General features: G+C 68.7%; 16 protein-coding genes. 12 read left to right on the forward strand and 4 right to left on the reverse strand.

Annotated features, from left to right (window positions below; translation table 11 throughout):
• The first annotated feature begins 23 nt into the window (after positions 1 to 23).
• From TSH20_RS08120 to TSH20_RS08140, 5 genes are all read left to right on the forward strand, one after another.
• Complete coding sequence (locus tag TSH20_RS08120) at positions 24 to 2,894, forward strand: FAD-binding and (Fe-S)-binding domain-containing protein (RefSeq protein WP_109074257.1); 2,871 nt, start codon at positions 24 to 26, stop codon at positions 2,892 to 2,894.
• Positions 2,895 to 3,042: 148 nt separating this feature from the next.
• Positions 3,043 to 3,801, forward strand: a complete 759-nt coding sequence (locus TSH20_RS08125) for a (Fe-S)-binding protein (RefSeq protein ID WP_109074258.1) — start codon at positions 3,043 to 3,045, stop codon at positions 3,799 to 3,801.
• Positions 3,791 to 5,215: a LutB/LldF family L-lactate oxidation iron-sulfur protein gene (locus tag TSH20_RS08130; RefSeq protein WP_109074259.1), complete on the forward strand. Its 1,425-nt coding sequence runs from the start codon at positions 3,791 to 3,793 to the stop codon at positions 5,213 to 5,215. The genes TSH20_RS08125 and TSH20_RS08130 overlap by 11 nt, the downstream gene beginning before the upstream one ends.
• Positions 5,208 to 5,996 (forward strand): lactate utilization protein, encoded by a 789-nt coding sequence (locus tag TSH20_RS08135; protein ID WP_109074260.1) that lies wholly within the window; start codon positions 5,208 to 5,210, stop codon positions 5,994 to 5,996. Before TSH20_RS08130 ends, TSH20_RS08135 begins: the two co-directional genes overlap by 8 nt.
• A complete protein-coding gene (locus TSH20_RS08140; protein WP_109074261.1) occupies positions 5,993 to 6,250 on the forward strand; it encodes a hypothetical protein in 258 nt (85 codons plus the stop codon). The genes TSH20_RS08135 and TSH20_RS08140 overlap by 4 nt, the downstream gene beginning before the upstream one ends.
• Here TSH20_RS08140 and TSH20_RS08145 read toward each other — a convergent pair.
• Positions 6,193 to 7,494: a D-amino acid dehydrogenase gene (locus TSH20_RS08145; RefSeq protein WP_109074262.1), complete on the reverse strand. Its 1,302-nt coding sequence runs from the start codon at positions 7,492 to 7,494 to the stop codon at positions 6,193 to 6,195. The two genes, TSH20_RS08140 and TSH20_RS08145, sit on opposite strands and share 58 nt — an antisense overlap.
• A gap of 265 nt (positions 7,495 to 7,759) precedes the next feature.
• Here TSH20_RS08145 and TSH20_RS08150 point away from each other — a divergent pair, with 265 nt between their 5' ends.
• Entirely contained in the window at positions 7,760 to 9,289 is a 1,530-nt protein-coding gene (locus TSH20_RS08150) for a sigma-54-dependent transcriptional regulator (RefSeq protein WP_109074263.1), read from the forward strand.
• A gap of 21 nt (positions 9,290 to 9,310) precedes the next feature.
• Here the strand turns inward: TSH20_RS08150 and TSH20_RS08155 are convergent, their stop codons facing one another.
• Together TSH20_RS08155 and TSH20_RS08160 are read right to left on the reverse strand one after the other, a co-directional pair.
• Positions 9,311 to 10,123 carry a zinc-ribbon domain-containing protein gene (locus TSH20_RS08155; RefSeq protein WP_109074264.1) on the reverse strand — a complete coding sequence of 271 codons (813 nt, stop codon included), beginning with the start codon at positions 10,121 to 10,123 and terminating at the stop codon, positions 9,311 to 9,313.
• Positions 10,124 to 10,257: 134 nt separating this feature from the next.
• Positions 10,258 to 11,907 carry an electron transfer flavoprotein-ubiquinone oxidoreductase gene (locus tag TSH20_RS08160; protein ID WP_109074265.1) on the reverse strand — a complete coding sequence of 550 codons (1,650 nt, stop codon included), beginning with the start codon at positions 11,905 to 11,907 and terminating at the stop codon, positions 10,258 to 10,260.
• 151 nt (positions 11,908 to 12,058) lie between these two features.
• On the opposite strand from TSH20_RS08160, the gene TSH20_RS08165 reads away from it, so the two are divergent.
• From TSH20_RS08165 to TSH20_RS08185, 5 genes are all read left to right on the forward strand, one after another.
• On the forward strand, positions 12,059 to 12,952 hold the full coding sequence (locus TSH20_RS08165) for a uracil-DNA glycosylase (RefSeq protein ID WP_109074266.1): 894 nt from the start codon (positions 12,059 to 12,061) through the stop codon (positions 12,950 to 12,952).
• A 414-nt stretch (positions 12,953 to 13,366) separates the two neighbouring features.
• Positions 13,367 to 15,349: a lytic transglycosylase domain-containing protein gene (locus TSH20_RS08170; protein ID WP_247871712.1), complete on the forward strand. Its 1,983-nt coding sequence runs from the start codon at positions 13,367 to 13,369 to the stop codon at positions 15,347 to 15,349.
• A 54-nt stretch (positions 15,350 to 15,403) separates the two neighbouring features.
• A complete protein-coding gene (gene moaB, locus TSH20_RS08175) occupies positions 15,404 to 15,940 on the forward strand; it encodes a molybdenum cofactor biosynthesis protein B (protein WP_109074268.1) in 537 nt (178 codons plus the stop codon).
• A gap of 11 nt (positions 15,941 to 15,951) precedes the next feature.
• The gene (locus tag TSH20_RS08180) at positions 15,952 to 16,968 is read left to right on the forward strand and encodes an aminoglycoside phosphotransferase family protein (protein WP_109074269.1); all 1,017 of its coding nucleotides are present in this window, start codon (positions 15,952 to 15,954) and stop codon (positions 16,966 to 16,968) included.
• Positions 16,969 to 17,060: 92 nt separating this feature from the next.
• Positions 17,061 to 18,779, forward strand: a complete 1,719-nt coding sequence (locus TSH20_RS08185; RefSeq protein WP_109074270.1) for a tetratricopeptide repeat protein — start codon at positions 17,061 to 17,063, stop codon at positions 18,777 to 18,779.
• Between the two features lie 191 nt (positions 18,780 to 18,970).
• Here TSH20_RS08185 and TSH20_RS08190 read toward each other — a convergent pair whose 3' ends face one another.
• Entirely contained in the window at positions 18,971 to 19,375 is a 405-nt protein-coding gene (locus TSH20_RS08190; protein WP_109074271.1) for a bacteriohemerythrin, read from the reverse strand.
• 206 nt (positions 19,376 to 19,581) lie between these two features.
• Here TSH20_RS08190 and TSH20_RS08195 point away from each other — a divergent pair.
• Positions 19,582 to 20,320 (forward strand): Fic family protein (locus TSH20_RS08195; protein ID WP_109074272.1); only part of this gene is annotated, 739 nt, incomplete at its 3' end.

Raw genomic sequence — 20,320 nt, forward strand, 5'->3', positions numbered from 1 at the left:
ACCACCAGCAGGAAGCGCTGCCGATGCCGTCCCTCCCCCTGGCCGCCCCCTACGACCGCGTGCTGGCCGAGCTTCTGGCCGTCATTCCCGAAGCCCGGCTGGTGACAGACCCGCTGCGCACGCTGGCCTACGGCACCGACGCCAGCTTCTACCGGCTGATCCCGAAGATCGTCGCGCTGGTGGAGACGGAGGAGGAGGTGGTGCGGTTGCTACGCATCACCCGCGGCCACACGGTGCCGGTGACCTTCCGCGCTGCCGGCACCAGCCTGTCGGGGCAGGCGGTCAGCGACAGCGTGCTGGTGGTGCTGGGGGACGGCTGGCGTGGCTGCAGCATCGGTCCGGGGGCGGCCACCGTCACCCTGCAGCCCGGCGTGATCGGGGCGGAGGCGAACCGGCGGCTGGCCCCGCTGGGGCGCAAGATCGGTCCCGATCCGGCCTCCATCGCCACCGCCAAGATCGGCGGCATCGCCGCCAACAACGCCAGCGGCATGTGCTGCGGCACCGCGCAGAACAGCTACCGCACGCTGGAGTCGATGCGTCTGGTTCTGGCTGATGGCACGGTGCTGGACACCGCCGATCCGGCCAGCCGCAGCCGCTTCCGCGACAGCCATGGCGCACTGCTCGGCCGGCTGGCCGATCTCGGCGCCCGCACCCGCGCGGACGAGGCGCTGGCCGGCCGCATCCGCGACAAGTTCCGCATCAAGAACACCACCGGCTACAGCCTGAACGCGCTGGTGGACTATGAAGACCCGGTCGACATCCTCCAGCACCTGATGATCGGGTCGGAGGGGACGCTGGGCTTCATCTCCGCCATCACGCTGCGCACCGTGCCGGAGCATCCGCACAAGGCCAGCGCCCTGCTGTTCTTCCCCGACATCGGCGAGGCCTGCCACGCGGTGTCCCTGCTGAAAGCGGCACCGGTCGATGCGGCGGAGCTGATGGACCGCGCCTCCCTCCGCTCGATCCAGGACAAGCCGGGCATGCCGCCGCAGATCCGCGGCTTCGGCCCCGAGGTGGCGGCGGTTCTGGTGGAGACCCGCGCCGAGAGCGCAGCGGCGCTGGAGGCCAATGTGGCGGAGATCGCCAGAGTTCTGGCCGACTGCGTCACCATCGGCGACACCGGCTTCACCACCGACGCCAAGGCCTGCGAAGGCTTCTGGAAGATCCGCAAGGGCCTGTTCCCGGCGGTCGGCGCCATCCGCCAGACCGGCACCACCGTCATCATCGAGGACGTCGCCTTCCCCCTGCCCCGGCTGGCCGAAGCGACTCGCGAGCTGCAGGAACTGTTCGTCCGCCACGGCTATCACGAGGCGATCATCTTCGGCCACGCGCTGGAAGGAAACCTGCACTTCGTCTTCACCCAGGCCTTCGACACCCAGGAAGAGATCGACCGCTACCGCCGCTTCATGGATGATGTCGCCGTGCTGGTGGTTACCCGCTATGACGGTTCGCTGAAGGCGGAGCACGGCACCGGCCGCAACATGGCCCCCTTCGTCGAGATGGAATGGGGTCCGCAGGCCTATGGGCTGATGAAGGAGATCAAGGGGCTGTTCGACCCCGATGGGCTGCTGAACCCCGGCGTCATCCTGAACGGCGACCCGCAGGCCCATCTGAAGAACCTGAAGCCGCTTCCCCCCGCCGACCCGCTGGTCGACACCTGCATCGAGTGTGGGTTCTGCGAGCCGACCTGCCCCTCCCACCGCTTCACCCTGTCACCGCGCCAGCGCATCGTCGGCCGGCGCGAGATGGCACGGCTGGCGGCGGCCGGCAACGATGCCGGACGTCTGGCCGAGATCAGTGCCGCCTATGAGTATCAGGGCATCGACACCTGCGCGGCTTGCGGCCTGTGCGCCACCGCCTGTCCGGTGGGAATCGAGACCGGGCTTCTGATCAAATCCATGCGCGGCGAGCGGCGCGGCAGCATGGCCCGCAAGGCGGGGACGCTGGTCGCCGACCACATGGAAGGCACGCTGCGCCTCGCCCGCACCGGCCTGCGTCTGGCCGACCTCGCCCGCCGCACCATCGGCCATGGCGCCACTCAGGCGGCAGCCCGTGTGCTGACCGGCGGCAACCTGCCGGTTCTGCCCCGCAACATGCCCACATCCGCGACCTTCTCGCCGAAGGCGGACATTCTCACCAGCGAAGACCTGCCGACCGTGGTCTACGCCCCCAGCTGCGTCAGCCGGACCATGGGACCCGCGGCGACCGATCCGCAGCAGCGCCCGCTTCCACAGGTGGTGGAGTCGGTGATGCGCAAGGCCGGCTTCCGCATCCTCTATCCGGAGGCGGCGGATGGCCAGTGCTGCGGCATGCCGCTGGAGAGCAAGGGGCTGATCGAAGCCGCCGACGCCAAGGCCGACGCCATGCTGGCGGCCCTGTCGAAGGCGAGCCGAGGCGGCCGGTATCCGGTGGTGATGGACACCAGCCCCTGCGCCCTGCGCCTGAAGAAGCGCCTGACCGATGCCGGCCTGCGCATCCTCGACGTGGCGGAGTTCCTCAGCGAGTTCGCCCTGCCGCGCCTGGACATCGCCAGGACGGCGGAGCCGGTGATGCTGCACCTGACCTGCTCCACCCGCCGCATGGGGCTGGACGGCGCCCTGACCACGGTGGCGAAAGCCTGCGCCGAGACGGTGGTGATCCCGCCCGACGTTGGCTGCTGCGGCTTCGCCGGCGACAAGGGCTTCACCACGCCGGAACTGAACGCCCACGCGCTGCGCCACCTGCCGGCATCGGTGCCGGAAGGCTGCGCGTCGGGCTATTCCACCAGCCGCACTTGCGAGATCGGCCTGTCCGACAAAGCTGGCGTCCCCTACCGGTCGATCGCCTATCTGGTCGACGCCTGCGCGACGGCGAAGGTGGAGGAGACGGCTCGGGTGGCGGAGGTGGCTTTCTGAGAGGGGCACTTGCCCCCACCCTAACCCTCCCCCGCTGGGCGGGGGAGGGGACTGCCGCTGAACACCGAACAAAGCTCCTGTCCCCCTCCCCCGCCCAGCGGGGGAGGGTCGGGGTGGGGGCAATAATTATGACGGTGAGGAAACGTTCATGGATCATCAGCCCCCCACCCCCAAACCCACCCGCGTCTATTACTTCGGCACTTGCCTCGTCGACCTGTTCTTCCCGGACGCCGGGATGGCGGGGATCGAGCTGCTGCAGTTGCAGGGCCTGACCGTCGTCTTCCCACAAGGCCAGAGCTGCTGCGGCCAGCCGGCCTACAACTCCGGCTATCGCGCCGACGCCTTGAAGGTCGCCCGCGCCCAGTTGGACCTGTTCCCCGGCGACGATCCCATCGTCGTGCCGTCGGGCTCCTGCGCCGGCATGATGAAGAAGCACTGGCCCGACCTGTTCCGCGGCGAACCGGACGAGGCCAAGGCGGTGCAGGTGGCGTCCCGCGTGTGGGAGCTGACCCAGTTCCTGGTCCATGTGCTGGACGTCCAACTCACCGACCAGGGAGAGCCGGTGCGCGTCACCTGGCATGCCTCCTGCCATGCCCAGCGCGAGATGGGCGTGGTGGAGGAGCCGAAGGCGCTTCTGCGCCAGCTCGCCAATGTCGAGCTGGTGGAGCTGAAGCGGGAGAAGGAATGCTGCGGCTTCGGCGGCACCTTCGCCGTACGCCATCCGGAGATCTCCGCCGCGATGGTCGGCGACAAGGTGGCGGACATCGAGGGCACCGGCGCCGCCCGCGTGGTGTCGGGCGATTGCGGGTGCCTGCTGAACATCACCGGCGCGCTGGAGGCCGGCGCCAAGGCCGCGCGCGGCCAGCACATCGCCCAGTTCCTGAAGGAGCGCATCCATGGACGGTAATGCACCGGATTTCGCCGCCGCCTCGCGCGCGGCGCTGGCCGACCCGCAGCTGCGCGGCAATTTCCGCCGCGCCATGGACGGGCTGATGACCAAGCGCGCTGCCCAGTTCTCTGACACGGGCGAATGGCATGGCGTGCGGGCGCTTGCCGCCTCGGTCCGGCTGCGCGCCCTGTCGAAACTGCCGGAACTGCTGGAGAAGCTGGAGGAGAACTGCACCCGCAACGGCATCACCGTCCATTGGGCCGCCACGACGGACGAGGCCAATGCCATCGCGCTCGACATCCTGCACAAGGCCAACGCCAAGCTGGTGGTCAAGGGCAAGTCGATGGTGACGGAGGAGATGCACCTGAATGCCGTGCTGGAAAAGGACGGCATCGAGGTTCTGGAGAGCGACCTCGGCGAATACATCGTGCAGCTGGACGGCACCATGCCGTCGCACATCATCATGCCGGCGATCCACCTTAACACGAAGCAGATCGCCCATCTGTTCAAGCGCAAGATCAAGGATGCCGAAAGCCGGGAGGACGCGGCCTATCTGACCGACCTCGCCCGCCGGGTGCTGCGCGCCAAGTTCCAGGCCGCCGACGTCGGCATGTCCGGCGTCAACGCCGCGGTGGCGGAGACCGGCACCCTCTGCCTGATCGAAAATGAGGGCAACGGCCGCATGTGCACCACGGTGCCGCCGGTCCACATCGCCTTCATGGGTCTGGAGAAGGTGGTCGAAAAGCTGGAGGACGTGCCGCCGGTCATCAGCCTGCTGCCGCGCTCCGCCACCGGCCAGCCGATCACCACCTATGTCAACATGATCTCCGGCCCGCGCAAGGACGGCGAGAAGGACGGCCCGCGCGAGGTGCATCTGGTCATCCTCGACAATGGCCGCTCCAGCATCTACGCCGACCCGGAACTGCGCGACACCCTGCGCTGCATCCGCTGCGGCGCCTGCATGAACCATTGCCCGGTCTACACCCAGGTCGGCGGCCATGCCTATGAGGCGCCCTATCCCGGCCCGATCGGCAAGATCCTGGTGCCGCAGATCGAGGGGTTGGCCAAGCGCGGCGCCATGCCCCACGCCTGCACCATGTGCAACGCCTGCGTCGAGATTTGCCCGGTGAAGATCCCCATCGTCGAGATCATGGGGCGTCTGCGGGTCGAGGCGGTGAAACCCGGCGGGGCGGTGAAGGACGGCGGCGCCAAGGCCAGCCGTGCGGAATCGATGGTGTGGAGCGGCTGGGCGGCGATGAACGCCTCCCCAACTGCCTACCGCATCGCCACGCTGGCAATGAGCAAACTCGGCAACGCGGCGCCGTCGTCGCTGCCCATGCTGAAGGAGTGGACGAGCGTCCGCACCAAGCCGCGCTTCGCCGGCCGCACCCTGCACGACCTCGCCCGCGCCAAGGGGATTCCCGATGTCTGACGCCCGCAACTCGATCCTGACGAAGCTTCGCACCACGCGCGACGCCCATCCGCTGACGCCGCCCCCGTCGGACTTCGCGTCGATTGAGGCGAAGCACTGGGCACCTGAGGAGCGCCTGCCCCGCATCCGCCGCCTGATGGAGGCGGTGCATACGGAGTTCCTCGACGCGACGGAGGCCGACTGGCCGGTGGTGCTGCGGGAATTCCTGGCGCGGGAGGGGGTGGGGTCGCTGCTCTACGCTCCGGCAACGGAGGCGGGGAAGCGGCTGGTCGAGGGGTGGAAGGCTGAATCCCCCTCTCCCCCCCGGGGAGAGGGTCGGGGTGAGGGGGAAGCATCGCATGATTCTCCCGAAGGTCCCGCCACGAATCCCCCTCACCCTAACCCTCTCCCCGGGGGGGAGAGGGGATCTGCGCCGGGTCCGGTTCTCATCCCCTACGACCGCCCTTTCGAAGACATCAAGCCCCAGTTGTTCGAGTCCATCGAGGCCGGCCTGACCACCACCCGCGGTGCGATCGCCGAAACCGGCAGCCTGATCCTGTGGCCGTCGGCGGACGAACCGCGCACGCTCTCGCTGGTCCCGCACATCCACGTCGCAATCCTGCGCACCGACGCCCTTTACGACACCTTCCTGCAGGCCATACGCGAACAGGGATGGGCGCGGGACATGCCGACCAACGCGCTGCTGGTGTCCGGTCCCAGCAAGACCGCCGACATCGAGCAGACGCTGGCCTACGGCGTCCACGGCCCGAAGCGGCTGGTCGTTCTGGTGGTTCATCCATGACCACCCGCTCAACCAACGAGCCGGCGACCCGGCTCTACGAGGCGATCCTGCATCTCAGGCGCCTCGGTCACCGGGTGGAGAAATGCGAAGGGCGGCGTGGGCGACATCGGCTGGATGGAGCCGAGATCACCGACGCCGCCCTTCTTGAGCTGGCGATGACCCGCGTCCGCCGGGCGGCGCGGGTGTCGTATTCAGGTCAGGCCGGGCGGACAGTGGCCGGGCGGGACACCGCCACCGACGGCTTGCGGCCGTAGCGCTCGACGCTCAGCCCGTCCATGTCGATCTCGGTCCGGCGGCCGCTGACCACGTCGGCCAGCACGCGGGCGGAGCCGGCGGACATCGTCCAGCCCAGCGTGCCGTGGCCGGTGTTGAGATACAGGTTGCGGATGTGGGTCGGCCCCAGGATCGGCGTGCCGTCCGGCGTGTTCGGGCGCAGACCGGTCCAGAACTCCGCCTTCGACAGGTCGCCGCCGTTGGGGAACAGGTCGCTGACCACATGGTCCAACGGCCCGCGGCGGCTTTCGCGCAGGGTCAGGTCGAAGCCGGACAGCTCCGCCGTGCCGCCGACGCGGATGCGGTCGCCCAGGCGGGTGACGGCGATCTTGTGCGTCTCGTCCATCACCGTCGATTCCGGCGCGTGGGCGGCGTCGGTGATCGGCAAGGTCAACGAATAACCCTTTACCGGATAGACCGGCAGGTCGATGCCCAGCGGCTTCACCAGCTTGGGCGAATAGCTGCCCATGGCGACGATGTAGCTGTCGGCGGTCAGCGTGCCCTGGTCGGTCAGCACGCCGGTGATCTTGCGCCCGTCGCTCTCCAGGCCGCGGATGGAGACGCCGTAACGGAACTCCACCCCGCGCTTGGCGGCATAGGCGGCCAGCTTGTTGGTGAACTGGAAGCAGTCGCCGGTCTCGTCGCCCGGCAGGTGCAGCGCGCCGACCAGCTTGTCCTTCACATGGGCCAGAGCCGGCTCGACCGAAGTCAGGCCGTCGCGGTCGAACAGGCTGTAGGGAACGCCATAGCGCTCCAGCACCGCCATGTCGTAGCCGGCGGCGTCCATCTGCTTCTGGGTGCGGAAGACCTGCAGAGTGCCCTGGGTGCGCTCGTCATAGGTGATGCCGGTTTCGGCGCGCAGAGCCTTCAGGCAGTCGCGGCTGTATTCGGCGACGCGCACCATGCGGCTCTTGTTCAGCTGGTAGCTCGCCTCGTTGGCGTTGGCCAGCAGCTTCAGGCACCAGGACCACATCGCCGGATCCAGCTTCGGCCGGATCACCAGCGGCGAATGCTTCATCATCATCCACTTGGCGGCCTTCAGCATCAGCCCCGGCGCCGCCCAGGGAGCGGAATAGCCCGGCGACACCTCGCCCGCGTTGGCGTAGCTGGTCTCCAGCGCCGGACCGGCCTGACGGTCGATGACGGTCACCTCATGCCCGGCGCGCGCCAGATAATAGGCGGTGGTGACACCGATGACGCCGCTGCCCAGAACGATCACGCGCATGAGACTGGCTCCCAAGGGGATGGATGACTTCGCTTGGGGGAGTGGATCGCAAACTGTGTGCCAGAGGCAAAAATGGCGGATTTGCTGTGGTGCGGGGGGAATGGCGGGGATTGGGGTGTATTCAGATGTTTACAGGGGGAGGGTATTTCGGAGACGGATCGTTGAAGATCAGGAGTTTGGAGGGGTGTAAAGATTTTGATACGGCGTAACGGATTGTGTACAGTGATGGCTTCGAACCCTCCACTCCAGAATTCTCACCACCCTCATGCGCATCGAAGTCACCTTCACCGACCGTGTCGGCATCGCCCATGAGATCCTCGCTGTGCTGGCGCTGCGCCGCCTCAACGTCGTCGGCGTCGAGGTCGACCCGCCGCTGATCCATATCGACGCGCCCGGCCTGGACCCGGCGGCGCTGCCGGCCCTGTCCGACGCGCTGCGCACCATCGCCGGGGTGCGATCGGTGGCAGCCATCGACATGCTGCCGGGCACACGGCGGCGGCTGCATCTGGATGCGCTGCTCGCCGCCCTGCCCGACCCGGTGCTGGCGGTGGACCGTACCGGGCGTGTCGTAGTGGCGAGCACCGCCGCGGCCCAGGTCGCGGGATTGCCGGAGTCGCGCCTCGCCGGGCTTGATATTGGCGAACTCTTCGGCGAGCCGGGGTTGACGCGCGAACTGACCACCGGCGGCTTCCGGATGTCGGGCCGCGAGGTGACGCTGAACGGCCAGCCCTTCCTGCTGGAGGTGACGCCCATCGTCGATGTCGAGGCGGCGGGCGCCGTCATCACCCTGTTCACCCCGTCACGTCTGGGCGAGCGGCTCGACGCCATCCAGAATTTCGATGAGGGCGGCTTCGACCGCATCCTCGGCGAATCGCCGCCGGTCAGGGCGCTGAAGGCGCGGGCCGCGCGGGTCGCCGCGATGGAGGCGCCACTGTTGATCCTGGGCGAGACCGGCACCGGCAAGGAGCTGATCGCCCATGCCTGCCACCGCGCCAGCCCGCGCCGCGACAAGCCCTTCCTGGCGCTGAACTGCGCCGCCGTGCCGGAGAATCTGGCGGAAAGCGAGCTGTTCGGCTATGCCCCCGGCTCCTTCACCGGGGCGCAGCGCGGCGGCAAGCCCGGCCTGCTGGAACTGGCCCATGGCGGCACCGTCTTCCTGGACGAGATCGGCGAGATGTCGGCCTATCTCCAGGCAAAGCTGCTGCGCTTCCTCAACGACGGCAGCTTCCGCCGGGTGGGCGGCGAGCGCGAGCAGAAGGTGGATGTCCGCGTCATCAGCGCCACCCACCGCTCGCTGGAGGCGATGGTCGCCGACCACAGCTTCCGCGAGGATCTGTTCTACCGCCTGAACGTGCTGTCGCTGAGCGTCCCGCCGTTGCGCGAGCGCGGCCACGACATCCTGCTGCTGGCCCGCCATTTCATCGCACGTGCCGCGGCGCAGGCCCGCCGGCCGCCCGGTCGTTTGACTCCGGCTGCTGCGGCGGCGCTGCTCGCCAACCGCTGGCCCGGCAATGTGCGCCAGTTGGAGAACGTCATCTTCCGCGCCATGACCATGAGCGACGGCGGCGCGCTGGACGCCGCAGACCTGGAGTTGGCCGGCGCCGGCATGCAGTCGGCCGGGGTGCCGGCGGAAGAGGCGGACAGCTGGGAGGATGCGGTGGAGGGATTCGAACGGACGCTGCTGCGCCGGCTCTATCCGCGCTTCCCGTCCAGCCGGAAGCTGGCCGCAAGGCTGAACACCTCGCACACGATGATCGCCAACAAGCTGCGGAAATACGGCATTCCGGAGCGGTGATGCCGCCGGATTCGGGACGGGTCAGTGGCCGCTGGAATGTCCGGATGCCTTGGCCGGAGCGGCATGGCTGTCCGCCGCCGGCTTGGCGTGACCGGCTGCCTTCTCCGGAGCCTTCTCGGCCGGCTTTTCGGCGGCTGGAGGCTCCATTCCCGGGGGCGGGCCGCCGAAGGTGATGGTCACCTCGGTCACCGGGCCGGGATCGGGCTGGCTGTGGTGGAAGTTCGCCGATGCGCCGGGGCCCAGGGTCTCGGCCGACGGCTCGATGGTCCAGCTCTGCAGCAGCTTGTGTTCGGGACCGAAGGTGATGACGCGCAACGGCGGCAGGGTGCGCTCGACCTCGGTGCCGTTGGCGACCTCGCCGTCGAGCAGCAGAACGGCGGTTCCGCCCTCGATCTTCTGTTCGGAACGGATGTTGCGCAACTCCAGCCCGAAGCCCGGCGGCTCGGCCGGCATGCCGAGGGTGTCATAGAGCAATGCTGCGGGCGGCCAGCTGCGGACGATGGCGTCACGGCCGAAATAGGCGCCGGCAGCGGCCCCGGCGACCAGCAATCCCAGCAGGGCGAAGCCGATCACCGTGCTGCGCGCCGGCTTGGCGCGCGGGGCCTTGGGCGGCTTGACCTTGGTCTTCGCTACAGCCTTGGTGGCGAGCTTGGTAGAAGTGGCTGGCCGGATTTCAGTCAGCGCATCGGGAACCACCTCATCGGGTTCCGGCCGGTCGGGCATCTGCCACCAGGTGTGGCCGCAGCGGGCGCAGCGAACCTTCCGGCCGTCCTGGCCGAGCGACTCGTCGGACAGGGTGTAGCGCGTCGAGCAGGTCGGACAGGAAACGATCATCGCGCCGTCGCAGAAAGGTTACCCCCTGCCTTATAGATAGGAGTGGCCCCCGGCGCAACCGGCACCCGACTGTCGGCCTTGCCCCCTCCCCAACCCTCCCCCGCTCACGCGGGAGAGGGAGAGGCAAAAGCTCCTTACATGCCGCCCGGATAGTTCGGTCCCCCGCCGCCTTCCGGCACGACCCAGTTGATGTTCTGGGTGGGGTCCTTGATGTCGCAGGTCTTGCAGTGGACGCAGTTCTGCGCGTTGATCTGCAGGCGCGGGTCGCTGCCGTCGTCGTTGCGGACGATCTCGTACACGCCGGCCGGGCAATAGCGCTGCTCCGGCGCGTCGTAGAGCGCCAGGTTGACGCTGATCGGGACCGACTTGTCCTTCAGCGTCAGGTGCGGCGGCTGGTCTTCCTCATGGTTGGTGTTGGAGAGGTAGACCGAGGACAGGCGGTCGAAGCTGACCTTGCCGTCCGGCTTGGGGTAGGCGATCTTCGGCGCCTCGCTGGCCTTCACCAGGGTGGTGTGGTCGGCATGGTGCTTCAGCGTCCAGGGCGACTTGCCCTTCAGCGCCGTCTCGTAGGCGGCATTGGCCAGACCGGCCCACAAGCCCTTCTGGAAGCCGGGGCGAATGTTGCGCACCGCATACAGCTCCGGCCAGACCCAGGACTGCTTCAGCCGCTCCGGATAGGCGATGACCTCCGGGCCATTGTCGTTGCCGCCGGTCAGGTGGTCGAACACCGCCTCGGCCGCGACCATGCCCGACTTCATTGCGGTGTGGTTGCCCTTGATCTTCGGCACGTTCAGGAAGCCGGCGCCGTCGCCGATGAGGAGGCCGCCGGGGAAGGTCAGCTTCGGGATCGACTGGAAGCCGCCCTCCGACAAAGCGCGGGCGCCATAGGCCAGACGCCGGCCGCCTTCGAAGGTCGGGCGGATCGCCGGGTGGGTCTTGTAGCGCTGGAACTCCTCGAACGGGCTCATGTGCGGGTTCCAGTAGTCGAGGCCGACGACGAAGCCGACCGACACCAGATTCCCTTCCATGTGATACAGCCAAGACCCGCCATAGGTCTTGGGGTCCATCGGCCAGCCGATGGTGTGGACGATCAGGCCCGGCTTCGACTGCGACGGGTCGACCTCCCACAGTTCCTTGATGCCGATGCCGTAGGTCTGCGGCTGGCAATCGCGACGCAGGTCGAACTTCTCGAACAGGGTCTTGGTCAGCGAGCCGCGGCAGCCCTCGGCGAAGATGGTCTGCTTGGCGTGCAGCTCCATGCCGGGCGTGTAGTTGCCGGTCTTCTCGCCATCCTTGCCGATGCCCATGTCGCCGGTGGCGACGCCCTTCACCGCACCCTTGTCGTCATACAGCACCTCGGCGGCGGCGAAGCCGGGGTAGATCTCCACCCCCAGCTCCTCGGCCTGGGTCGCCATCCAGCGGGCCAGATTGCCCAGGCTGATGATGTAGTTGCCGTGGTTGTTCATCTGCGGCGGGGCGAAAGGCGACTTGTAGGCCTTCGTTTCCGTCAGGAAGAGGAAATGATCCTCTTGGGCCTTGGTGGTGAGGGGAGCGCCCTTTTCCTTCCAGTCCGGGATCAGTTCGTCCAGCGCATGCGGTTCGAAGACGGCACCGGACAGCAGGTGGGCGCCCACCTCCGACCCCTTCTCGATCACGCAGACGCTAAGCTCCTGGCCGCTTTCGACCGCGCGCTGCCGCAGACGGATCGCCGCACTCAGGCCCGACGGGCCGGCGCCGACGATCAGAACATCGTATTCCATGACCTCGCGCGGTTCGCGTTCCATCACCACACTCCCCCACCGTCTTGTTTTGGTACTGTTTCCCTCGGGACGCCCTATGGTGTTTTGCGGGCGCGTGCTTGTAGCACGGTTTGCGCCGCACCCAAATTGGGTATCTGGACATGTAAGACCACACGATCTGTGGTAAGGTCAAACGATGATTGACGTATGCGACATCCTAGACGCGCTGCGCTGGCATGCCGACATCGGCTGCGACGAGGCCATCGGTGACGAGCCGACCGACTGGGCCACCCTCACCGCCCGGCCGGCGGCGCGGGCGTTGCCTTCGGGCGCACCCGCGGCCGGCATGGCACCCGATGCCGCCATGGCGCGCGCCCCCGCACCGACTCGGGCACCCGCCCCTGCGCCCCCCGCCTCCGCACGTCCGGCCGCCCTCTTCGCCTCCCCCGACCAGCCGCTGGGCGCCAGCGAGGCCGGCATCCAGGCCCGTGCCAGGGCCGGAGAGGCGCAGACGCTGGAGGCGCTGGAAGCGGCCCTGCGCAGCTTCGACGGCTGTCCGCTGAAAGCCACCGCGATGAACACCGTCTTCGCCGACGGCAACCCGCAGGCGCCGGTCATGCTGATCGGCGAGGCGCCGGGCGAGGACGAGGACCGGCAGGGCAAGCCCTTCGTCGGGGTCAGCGGCAAGCTGCTGGACCGCATGCTGGCCCAGATCGGGCTGGACCGCGGCAAGGTCTACATCGCCAACATCCTGCCCTGGCGCCCGCCCGGCAACCGCAGCCCGACCCAGGCGGAAATCGCCGCCTGCCTGCCCTTTCTAGAACGACATGTCGAACTGGTGCGGCCGAAGCTGCTGGTGGCGCTGGGCGGGGTGTCGGCCAAGACCCTGCTGAACCGGGCGGAAGGGATCACCCGCCTGCGCGGGCAGTGGAAGACCTATGAAGTCGCGGGAACAGCGGTTCCGCTGATGCCGATGCTCCATCCGGCGTACCTCTTGCGCAATCCTATCGCAAAGCGGGAAGCGTGGCGGGACATGCTTGCGTTGCAGCAAAGGATCGGCGAAGAAGGCATCAAGTATTCCCAAGACTAAAAGCGATGTGGCAGCGCCGGCTAAATCGTTCGTATGACTGCGGTCGCCGCGCAGCACAAATGCCATCAACCCATGCCGAAAGGCACCTTCCCAACGGGCTAGAGCCTTTTTTCCAGGCTTGTTAAGCCGTTGTAACATCTGCCGAATACCAGCCATGACACATTCCGTGCGAATCCGTTGCTTGCGGTTCGCGCGGTCGTGGGGTATCCCGGAGCCATGCTCCGGATATTTTGCAGTGCAGCATACCGGGCCGCGAGCGCGGCCCCGCTGCGGCGGAACCTTCTGGGGGTGCTGGGTCTCACGGTGGCTTTCACCCTGGGACCCGACGGCGCGGTCGGGTTCCGGCCCGCTTGCGCCGCCCTCATCATCCACGCGCCGGACGGTCACGCCGTCGTCCCGCCCGGCGGGGATTCCGTGCCTGACCCCGACAGCTCCGTTTTCGGCGAATCGCTTGGCGATCCGGCCGCGGGGCTCCCCGAAATTGCAGCCCCCGAGCCCGCCGACGGCACCCCCTTGGCGGCCCCCACGGTGAATGAGGCCCCCGACCCTGCCGGCGTCCCGCTTCTGCTCGCGACCGATGCCGATGCCCGCGCCGTCCAGCTGGACGAGGAGGATGCCGCCCGTTACCGCCGCATCTTCGCGGCGCAGGAGCGGGCGGACTGGGACGCCGCCGATGCCGAGATGGCGAAGCTGAAGGACCGCCGTCTGGTCGGTTACGTCCTGCGCCAGCGCTATCTCCACCCCGACCGGCGCGCCAGCTACGAGGAACTCGCCCGCTGGATGCAGGATTACGGCGACCTCGCCGGGGCGGAGCGGGTCCACAGCCTGGCCCAGAAGCGCCAGCCCGCCGGCCAGCGTGCGCCGAAGCCGCCGCGGGGCGAGGAGCGCGTGCGCCTCGTAGGATCGCTGGAACGGCTGGGCGGCCTGCGCACCGTCGCCAGCAACGAAGATGACGATGACGACAGCGTCACCGTCGCTCCGCGCAGCCGCACCGTTTCCCGCGCCCGCAGCGACCGCGCGGCGGTGGCCCGGGTGGAGGAATTGCTGCGCTCCGGCCGCACCGCCGCCGCCCTGAGCCTGCTGGGCCAGGACGAGTTCGGCGGCAAGCTCGACACTGTGCAGTATGACGCCGCCCGCGCCCGCATCGCGGCATCCCTCTTCTATTCCGGCGAGACGGCGCAGGCGCTGACTCTCGCCTCGGCCAGCGCCGCGCGGTCGGGCGACATGCTGCCGGAAGCGCACTGGATCGCCGGGCTCGCCGCTTGGCGGCTGAAGCAGACCGACCGCGCCGCCCGCCACTTCGAAGGCATGGCCGCGGCCGGCCCCCGTTCCCCCTGGAAGGCCGCGGCGGCCGACTATTGGGCGGCCCGGGCGCTGGCCCGCAAACCGGGCAAGGAGAAGGAGGCGGCCGAGCATCTGGCCGCGGCCGCCCGCTACCCGCACACCTTCTATGGGCTGATCGCGCTGCGCACCATGGACGGGCTGGAAAAGGTGCACTGGCAGGCGCCGGAACTGACCGGACGCCAGTTGGCGGCGATGGCGGCCAAGCCGGCAGGATCCCGCGCCATCGCCCTGCTCCAGGCCGGTCAGCGCGAGTTGGCGGGAATGGAGCTGCAACGCATCGATCCGCAGGGCGACCAGCTGGTCGAACAGGCGATGGTGGCGCTGACCGACCGCGCCGGCGTCGCCTCGCTGTCCCTGCGGCTGGGCAACGCGGTGGCGGGGCCGGACGGCGCGCCTTATGCCGCGGCGCTCTACCCGCTGCCGCACTGGAAGCCGCGCGACGGCTTCGCGCTGGACCGCGCGCTGGTCTTCGCGGTGATGCGTCAGGAATCGCGCTTCGACCCGCGTCTGGTCAGCTCCGCCGGGGCGACCGGGCTGATGCAGATCCTGCCCAGCACCGCCCAGCATGTGCGTGAACGCAACGCCGACATCGGCAGCGACGACGCCAGCCGCGACGCGCTGTTCGATCCGTCCCGCAACATGGAGCTGGGCCAGCGCTACCTGTCGGAACTGCTGGGCATGCCGGAAATCGACGGCAACCTGTTCCTGGCCGCCGCCGCCTACAACGCCGGCCCGGGCAATCTGGCGCGCTGGCGGCGCGACCTGAGCGACATCACCGACCCGCTGCTGTTCATCGAAAGCCTTTCCTTCGGCGAGACACGCGACTATGTGGAGAAGGTGATGGCGAACTTCTGGATCTACCGGCTGCGGCTGGGCCAGGAGACCGCGTCGCTCACCGCCGTCGCCGATGGGAAATGGCCGACCTACACCGCGGTGGAGGCCCGCCCGACCGAGGTGGCGACCCGTCCGGACTCGCTGCCCGCGGTGAAGCCGGCGACCCCCGTCGCGGTGGAAACGGTGGCGGAGCGGGGAGAGGCCAGCCCGACACCCTGACCGCCGGCGCCCCCTTGTCGGGCTCCGGCCCGACATGAGGACACGCCTGCCGCCATGCCGAAGATCGACGAGAACCGCCCCTTCATTCCCGTGAACATCGCCGTGGTGACGGTGTCCGACACCCGCAGCGCCGCCGACGACCGTTCCGGCGATGCGCTGGCGGAGCGGATCGCCGGCGCCGGGCACAAGGTCGCCGCCCGGACCATCGTCAAGGACGACATCGCGGCGATTCGCGCGCAGGTCCAGGCCTATATCGCCGATCCGCAGATCGACGTGGTGCTGACCACCGGCGGCACAGGCGTCACCGGCCGCGATGTGACGCCGGAAGCGGTTGAGGCGCTCTATGAAAAGGCGATCCCCGGCTTCGGCGAGCTGTTCCGCTATCTCAGCTATGCCAAGGTCGGCACCTCCACCATCCAGAGCCGGGCGACCGGCGGCGTCGCCAACGGCACCTACATCTTCGCCCTGCCCGGCTCGCCCAGCGCCTGCCGCGATGCCTGGGACGACATCCTGGTCTGGCAGCTCGACAACCGCCACCGTCCCTGCAACCTCGTGGAGCTGATGCCCCGCCTGCGCGAGCATATGGCGTGAGCGGAGTTGGCATGAGCGGATTGGCCGGCTTTTCGCTGACGGCCCTGCACGCCGCGCTGACCAGGCTTCCGCGCCTTGCCGACCTGCCCGCCGACGCGCTGGAGCCTATGCCGCTGAAGGGCGTCGCCCACGACCATGTGCGACTGCGCGGCCGGCGGCTGGTCGCCCGCATCCCGCGCTGGAGCCAGCTCGGCCTCGACGCCTGGACGGCGCTGGAGCGGCAGGCCACCGCCTTCCAGCGGGCCGAGCCGTCGGGCCACACCCCGCGCTTCGCCGGCCTGCTGCCGCCGGGAGAGGGGCTGCCGCTCGGCGCCCTGGTGGTGGGCGAGGTGGAGGGACGCACCCCCACCCTGCCCGACGACATGCCGGCCATTGCCCGCGCGCTGGCGGCATTGCACCGCATGGCGCCGCCGGATTTCTTTGAGCCGCTTCCCGCCCCGCCCGATCCGGTCGCCGCCTTGCTGGCCCAGGTCGAACGACAGGCGGAATGGTTCGACCGCGCCAATCTGTCCACCGAGGCGCGCGCGCTGATCGCGGAGGAGCTTGGCGCCGCCCGCGCCGGCGACCTTGCCCCGCCGCGAGAAACCCCGATGCCGCTGACCGCGGTGGGGGTGGACGTGCATCCCGGCAATTTCCTGATCGACACCCACGGCAAGGCGTGGTTCACCGACCTGGAAAAGCTGCAATACGGCCACCCGGCCAGCGATCTCGCCCATGCCAGCCTCTACACCTCGACCAAATGGGATCCGGAGGTGAATGCGGAACTGGCCCCGGCCGATGTCGACGCCTTCATCGAAGCCTGGGCCATCGCGGTTCCGGGCGACCTCGCCGACGAGGTGCGGCCCTGGCTGAAGCCGCTGCGCCGTCTGACATGGCTGCGCACCCTGTCCTGGATGGCCCGCTGGTCGGTGGAGGGCGCCACCCTTTCGCCCGGCATGCCGGAACATCTCCGTGCCCACATGGACGCCCACGCCACCGACATCCTGCGCCCGGAGCGGATCGAACAGGTGCGGCGGGAGTGGCGGTAGCGGTTGCGAAAAGGGGACTCGCACGAAAGTCTCTTGCCCGCGCCCTGCCGAAAATGATGGGATAGCGACTCGGAAAACGAGGTGACGAGAGCATGACGAGTGTGCGACGCCGGTTGCAGCCGATCTCCCTGGCCGTTCTGATGGCCGGGACCACCTTGGTGCCGGCCTTTGCCGCCGGGCCGGGGGCAGGCCCGGCTGCGGATGACGGCACCGGTTCCGCCACCGGCAGCTATCTGGCCGGCCGCTACGCCCAGCACCAGGATGATTGGACGGCGGCGGCGCGCTTCACCGCACAGGCTCTGGACGCCGATCCGGACGACCCCGCCCTGCTGCGCCGCACCTTCCTGCTGCGGTTGGGCGAGGGCCGGATAGACACGGCGATCGGCTACGCCAGCCGGCTGCTTGATGAAAAAGGCGAGCCGCAGATGGCGCTGACCCTGCTGGCCGCCGACGCGCTGGCCAAGGGCAAGCTGGACGAAGCCGACGGCTATGCCGCCCGCCTGCCGACCGACGGACTCGGTCGCTTCCTGACGCCGCTGACCCGCGCCTGGCTGGCAACGGCCCGCGGCAAGACGGACGAGGCGCTGACGGCGTTGCAGCCGCTGTCCGGCGTGCAGGGCTTCGAAGCGCTCTACAACCTGCATGCCGGGCTGATCCTCGATCTTGCCGGTCGCAACGACGAGGCGGCGGCCCACTACGCCAAGGTGACGGAGACGGACGCGCCGCTGCGCGTCGTGCAGATCGTCGGCAGCTTCATGACCCGAACCGGCCGCAAGGACGAGGCGCGCAAGCTTTACGAGGCCTTCCAGGGCAGCAACCCCGACGGGCTGCTGGTGGAGCCGGCGCTGGCCGCGATGGCGAACGCCCCGTCGGACACCCACCCGGTCCCGGATGCCCGTTCCGGCCTTGCCGAAGCGCTGTTCGATCTGGGCAGCGCGTTGCATCATGAGAATGCCGACGAGCCGGCGCTGCTGTTCGGCCGCATCGCGCTGCACCTGCGCGGCGATCTGGCGCTCGCCCATCTGATGATCGGCGACATCACCGCGTCACGCGACCACCATGAAGAGGCGCTGGCTGCCTACAAGAAGCTGGAGAAGGACCCGCTGCTGGGCTGGACCGCCCGCATGCGCGAGGCCGACAGCCTCGCCCGCATGGAGCGCAACGACGAGGCCATCGCGATCCTCAAGGATCTGGCCGCCGAACGGCCGGAGCGCACCGACGCCATCACCCGCCTGGGCGACATCTATCGCTACGCCAAGCGCTATGCCGAGGCGATCCCCGCCTACACCACGGCGCTGGAGCGGATCGGCACGCCGCAGGAGCGGCATTGGCCGCTGCTGTACGCCCGCGCCATGTGCTACGAGAAGACCAAGCAGTGGCCGCAGGCCGAAGCCGACCTGCAGACGGCGCTGAAGCTGCGGCCGGACGAACCGTCGCTTCTCAACTTCCTTGGCTACAGCTGGATCGACCGCGGCGAGCATCTGGACAAGGCCAGGGCGATGGTGGAGCGCGCGGTGGAACTGCGCCCGCGCGACGGCTACATCGTCGACAGCCTGGGCTGGGCGCTCTACACGCTGGGCGACTATGAGGCCGCAGTCGCCAAGCTGGAGCGTGCTGTGGAGTTGAAGCCGGTCGATCCGACCATCAACGACCATCTCGGCGATGCCTATTGGCGGGCCGGCCGCCGCAATGAAGCCCGATTCCAGTGGATGCGCGCGTTGCGCAGCGCCGACGACGACACCGACAAGGCCGCCATCCAGGCCAAGCTGGACAAGGGTCTGCCGGAGCAGAAGGCCGCCGCGAAGCAGTGAGTTCAGGCAAAAGAGTGCAAGAGCCCCCTCCCGCCCCGGTAACCCTCTCCCCCCCGGGGAGAGGGCTGGGTGAGGGGGATGCACAGAGAGGATTCGGGGATAGCCGAAGCGCGCTTCAATAGATTGAAGGCACGCGACGCGCCCCCCTCACCCTAACCCTCTCCCCGGGGGGGAGAGGGGACTCTTACGCCCTACACCTTCTCCACCACATAGGGCTTGTACAGGCTGTCGGTCTGCTGGATGTGCTCCACGAACCAATCCTTCAGCAGCAGGATCAGGTCCATGCGCAGCATCGTGGGATTGTCCCCGTCGAAATCGCGGGCCAGCTTTTCCACCTCGTCGGCGAAATAGCGGTGGGCGGCGAGGTGGCCGTCCAGTTCGGGATAGCCGCAGCGTTCCATCATCGCCTCCTCCCGTGCGAAATGGACGGCGACATAGTCGCGGAGGCTGGCGAGCAGACTGGACAGCTCCTCCCGGTTGGCGGGGGTGATGCCGCTTTCCAGCAGGCCGTTGAACAGGTCGAGAAGGCGCCGGTGCTCGTCGTCGAGCACGGGCACGCCGACGCTCATGGACTTGTCCCAAACGACGTAGCTCATCGCAACGATCTCCCCCCTCGCGACCCGCGATCGCAGGCACATCCCGCGAACTGAGGCGGTTGCGGCCGGCCATGGCTGGGTTGTGGACATCTTGACAGGGATCCTAAAACCGGCAACCGTGCCCGTCCAAGCGGCAAATCCCCGCAGGGGGCGCGGCAAGATGCGCATCGCGACAAACCGTCCCCTGCCCAGCGACAGAGTGACCGATGGCCCTGCTCGACGAGATCGCGGAGAAGAAACGGGCGCTGGACGCCGCGCGTCCCCTGCCGCAGGAGGTCGTGCATGGCATCGCCGACCGGTTCGAGCTGGATCTGACCGTCGCCGCCGCGGCGCTGGAGGAGATTCCGCTCAAGCGCGCGGACGTCAAAGCGATCTTGGAGCGCGGCAGCATCCTGCGCCACCGCGGGGTGGAGGAGCAGCGCTTCGTCCTGAACCACCGCGCGGCGCTGGAACTGATGGCCCGCCTGTCCTTCGATCCGTCAGGCGCCGTCACCGAACGCACCGTCACCGCCTTTCATGCCGTGCTCTATCGCGGGATCGAGGACGAGGCCGGGAAGTACCGCGACGGTCCGCCGAAGGACGACCCGGCGGAAACCGCACCCGACCCGGCCAAGCTGCGCGTGTCGATGTCGGCGCTGTCGACCTGGATGCGCAAGTCGGACGCCGGCCCCGACACCGCCTTCGAGGCTCATCACCGGCTGAGCGCCATCCGCCCCTTCCATGCCGGCAACCGGGCGACGGCGCTGCTGCTGTGCAATCTGATCCTGAACCGCGCCGGCTACCCGCCGGTTGTGGTCCAGGCCGACGACCGCGGCCTGTATCTGGACCTCGTCGAGCGGGCCTGGTCGGTCGGCGACAAGACGCCCTTCCGCGACCTGATGATGCGATTCCTGTCCCAGAGCCTGGATTTCTGCCTGGAATCGGCGGGCAAAAGCGAAGACGAAG

This window comes from Azospirillum sp. TSH20 (genome assembly GCF_003115935.1).
Classification (GTDB): domain Bacteria; phylum Pseudomonadota; class Alphaproteobacteria; order Azospirillales; family Azospirillaceae; genus Azospirillum.

Coding starts and splice junctions, on each gene's coding strand:
- TSH20_RS08120 (WP_109074257.1), top strand. CDS start 24: ATGCCGTCCCTCCCCCTGGCCGCCCCCTACGACCGCGTGCTGGCCGAG.
- TSH20_RS08125 (WP_109074258.1), top strand. CDS start 3,043: ATGGATCATCAGCCCCCCACCCCCAAACCCACCCGCGTCTATTACTTC.
- TSH20_RS08130 (WP_109074259.1), top strand. CDS start 3,791: ATGGACGGTAATGCACCGGATTTCGCCGCCGCCTCGCGCGCGGCGCTG.
- TSH20_RS08135 (WP_109074260.1), top strand. CDS start 5,208: ATGTCTGACGCCCGCAACTCGATCCTGACGAAGCTTCGCACCACGCGC.
- TSH20_RS08140 (WP_109074261.1), top strand. CDS start 5,993: ATGACCACCCGCTCAACCAACGAGCCGGCGACCCGGCTCTACGAGGCG.
- TSH20_RS08145 (WP_109074262.1), bottom strand. CDS start 7,494: ATGCGCGTGATCGTTCTGGGCAGCGGCGTCATCGGTGTCACCACCGCC.
- TSH20_RS08150 (WP_109074263.1), top strand. CDS start 7,760: ATGCGCATCGAAGTCACCTTCACCGACCGTGTCGGCATCGCCCATGAG.
- TSH20_RS08155 (WP_109074264.1), bottom strand. CDS start 10,123: ATGATCGTTTCCTGTCCGACCTGCTCGACGCGCTACACCCTGTCCGAC.
- TSH20_RS08160 (WP_109074265.1), bottom strand. CDS start 11,907: ATGGAACGCGAACCGCGCGAGGTCATGGAATACGATGTTCTGATCGTC.
- TSH20_RS08165 (WP_109074266.1), top strand. CDS start 12,059: ATGATTGACGTATGCGACATCCTAGACGCGCTGCGCTGGCATGCCGAC.
- moaB (WP_109074268.1), top strand. CDS start 15,404: ATGCCGAAGATCGACGAGAACCGCCCCTTCATTCCCGTGAACATCGCC.
- TSH20_RS08180 (WP_109074269.1), top strand. CDS start 15,952: ATGAGCGGATTGGCCGGCTTTTCGCTGACGGCCCTGCACGCCGCGCTG.
- TSH20_RS08185 (WP_109074270.1), top strand. CDS start 17,061: ATGACGAGTGTGCGACGCCGGTTGCAGCCGATCTCCCTGGCCGTTCTG.
- TSH20_RS08190 (WP_109074271.1), bottom strand. CDS start 19,375: ATGAGCTACGTCGTTTGGGACAAGTCCATGAGCGTCGGCGTGCCCGTG.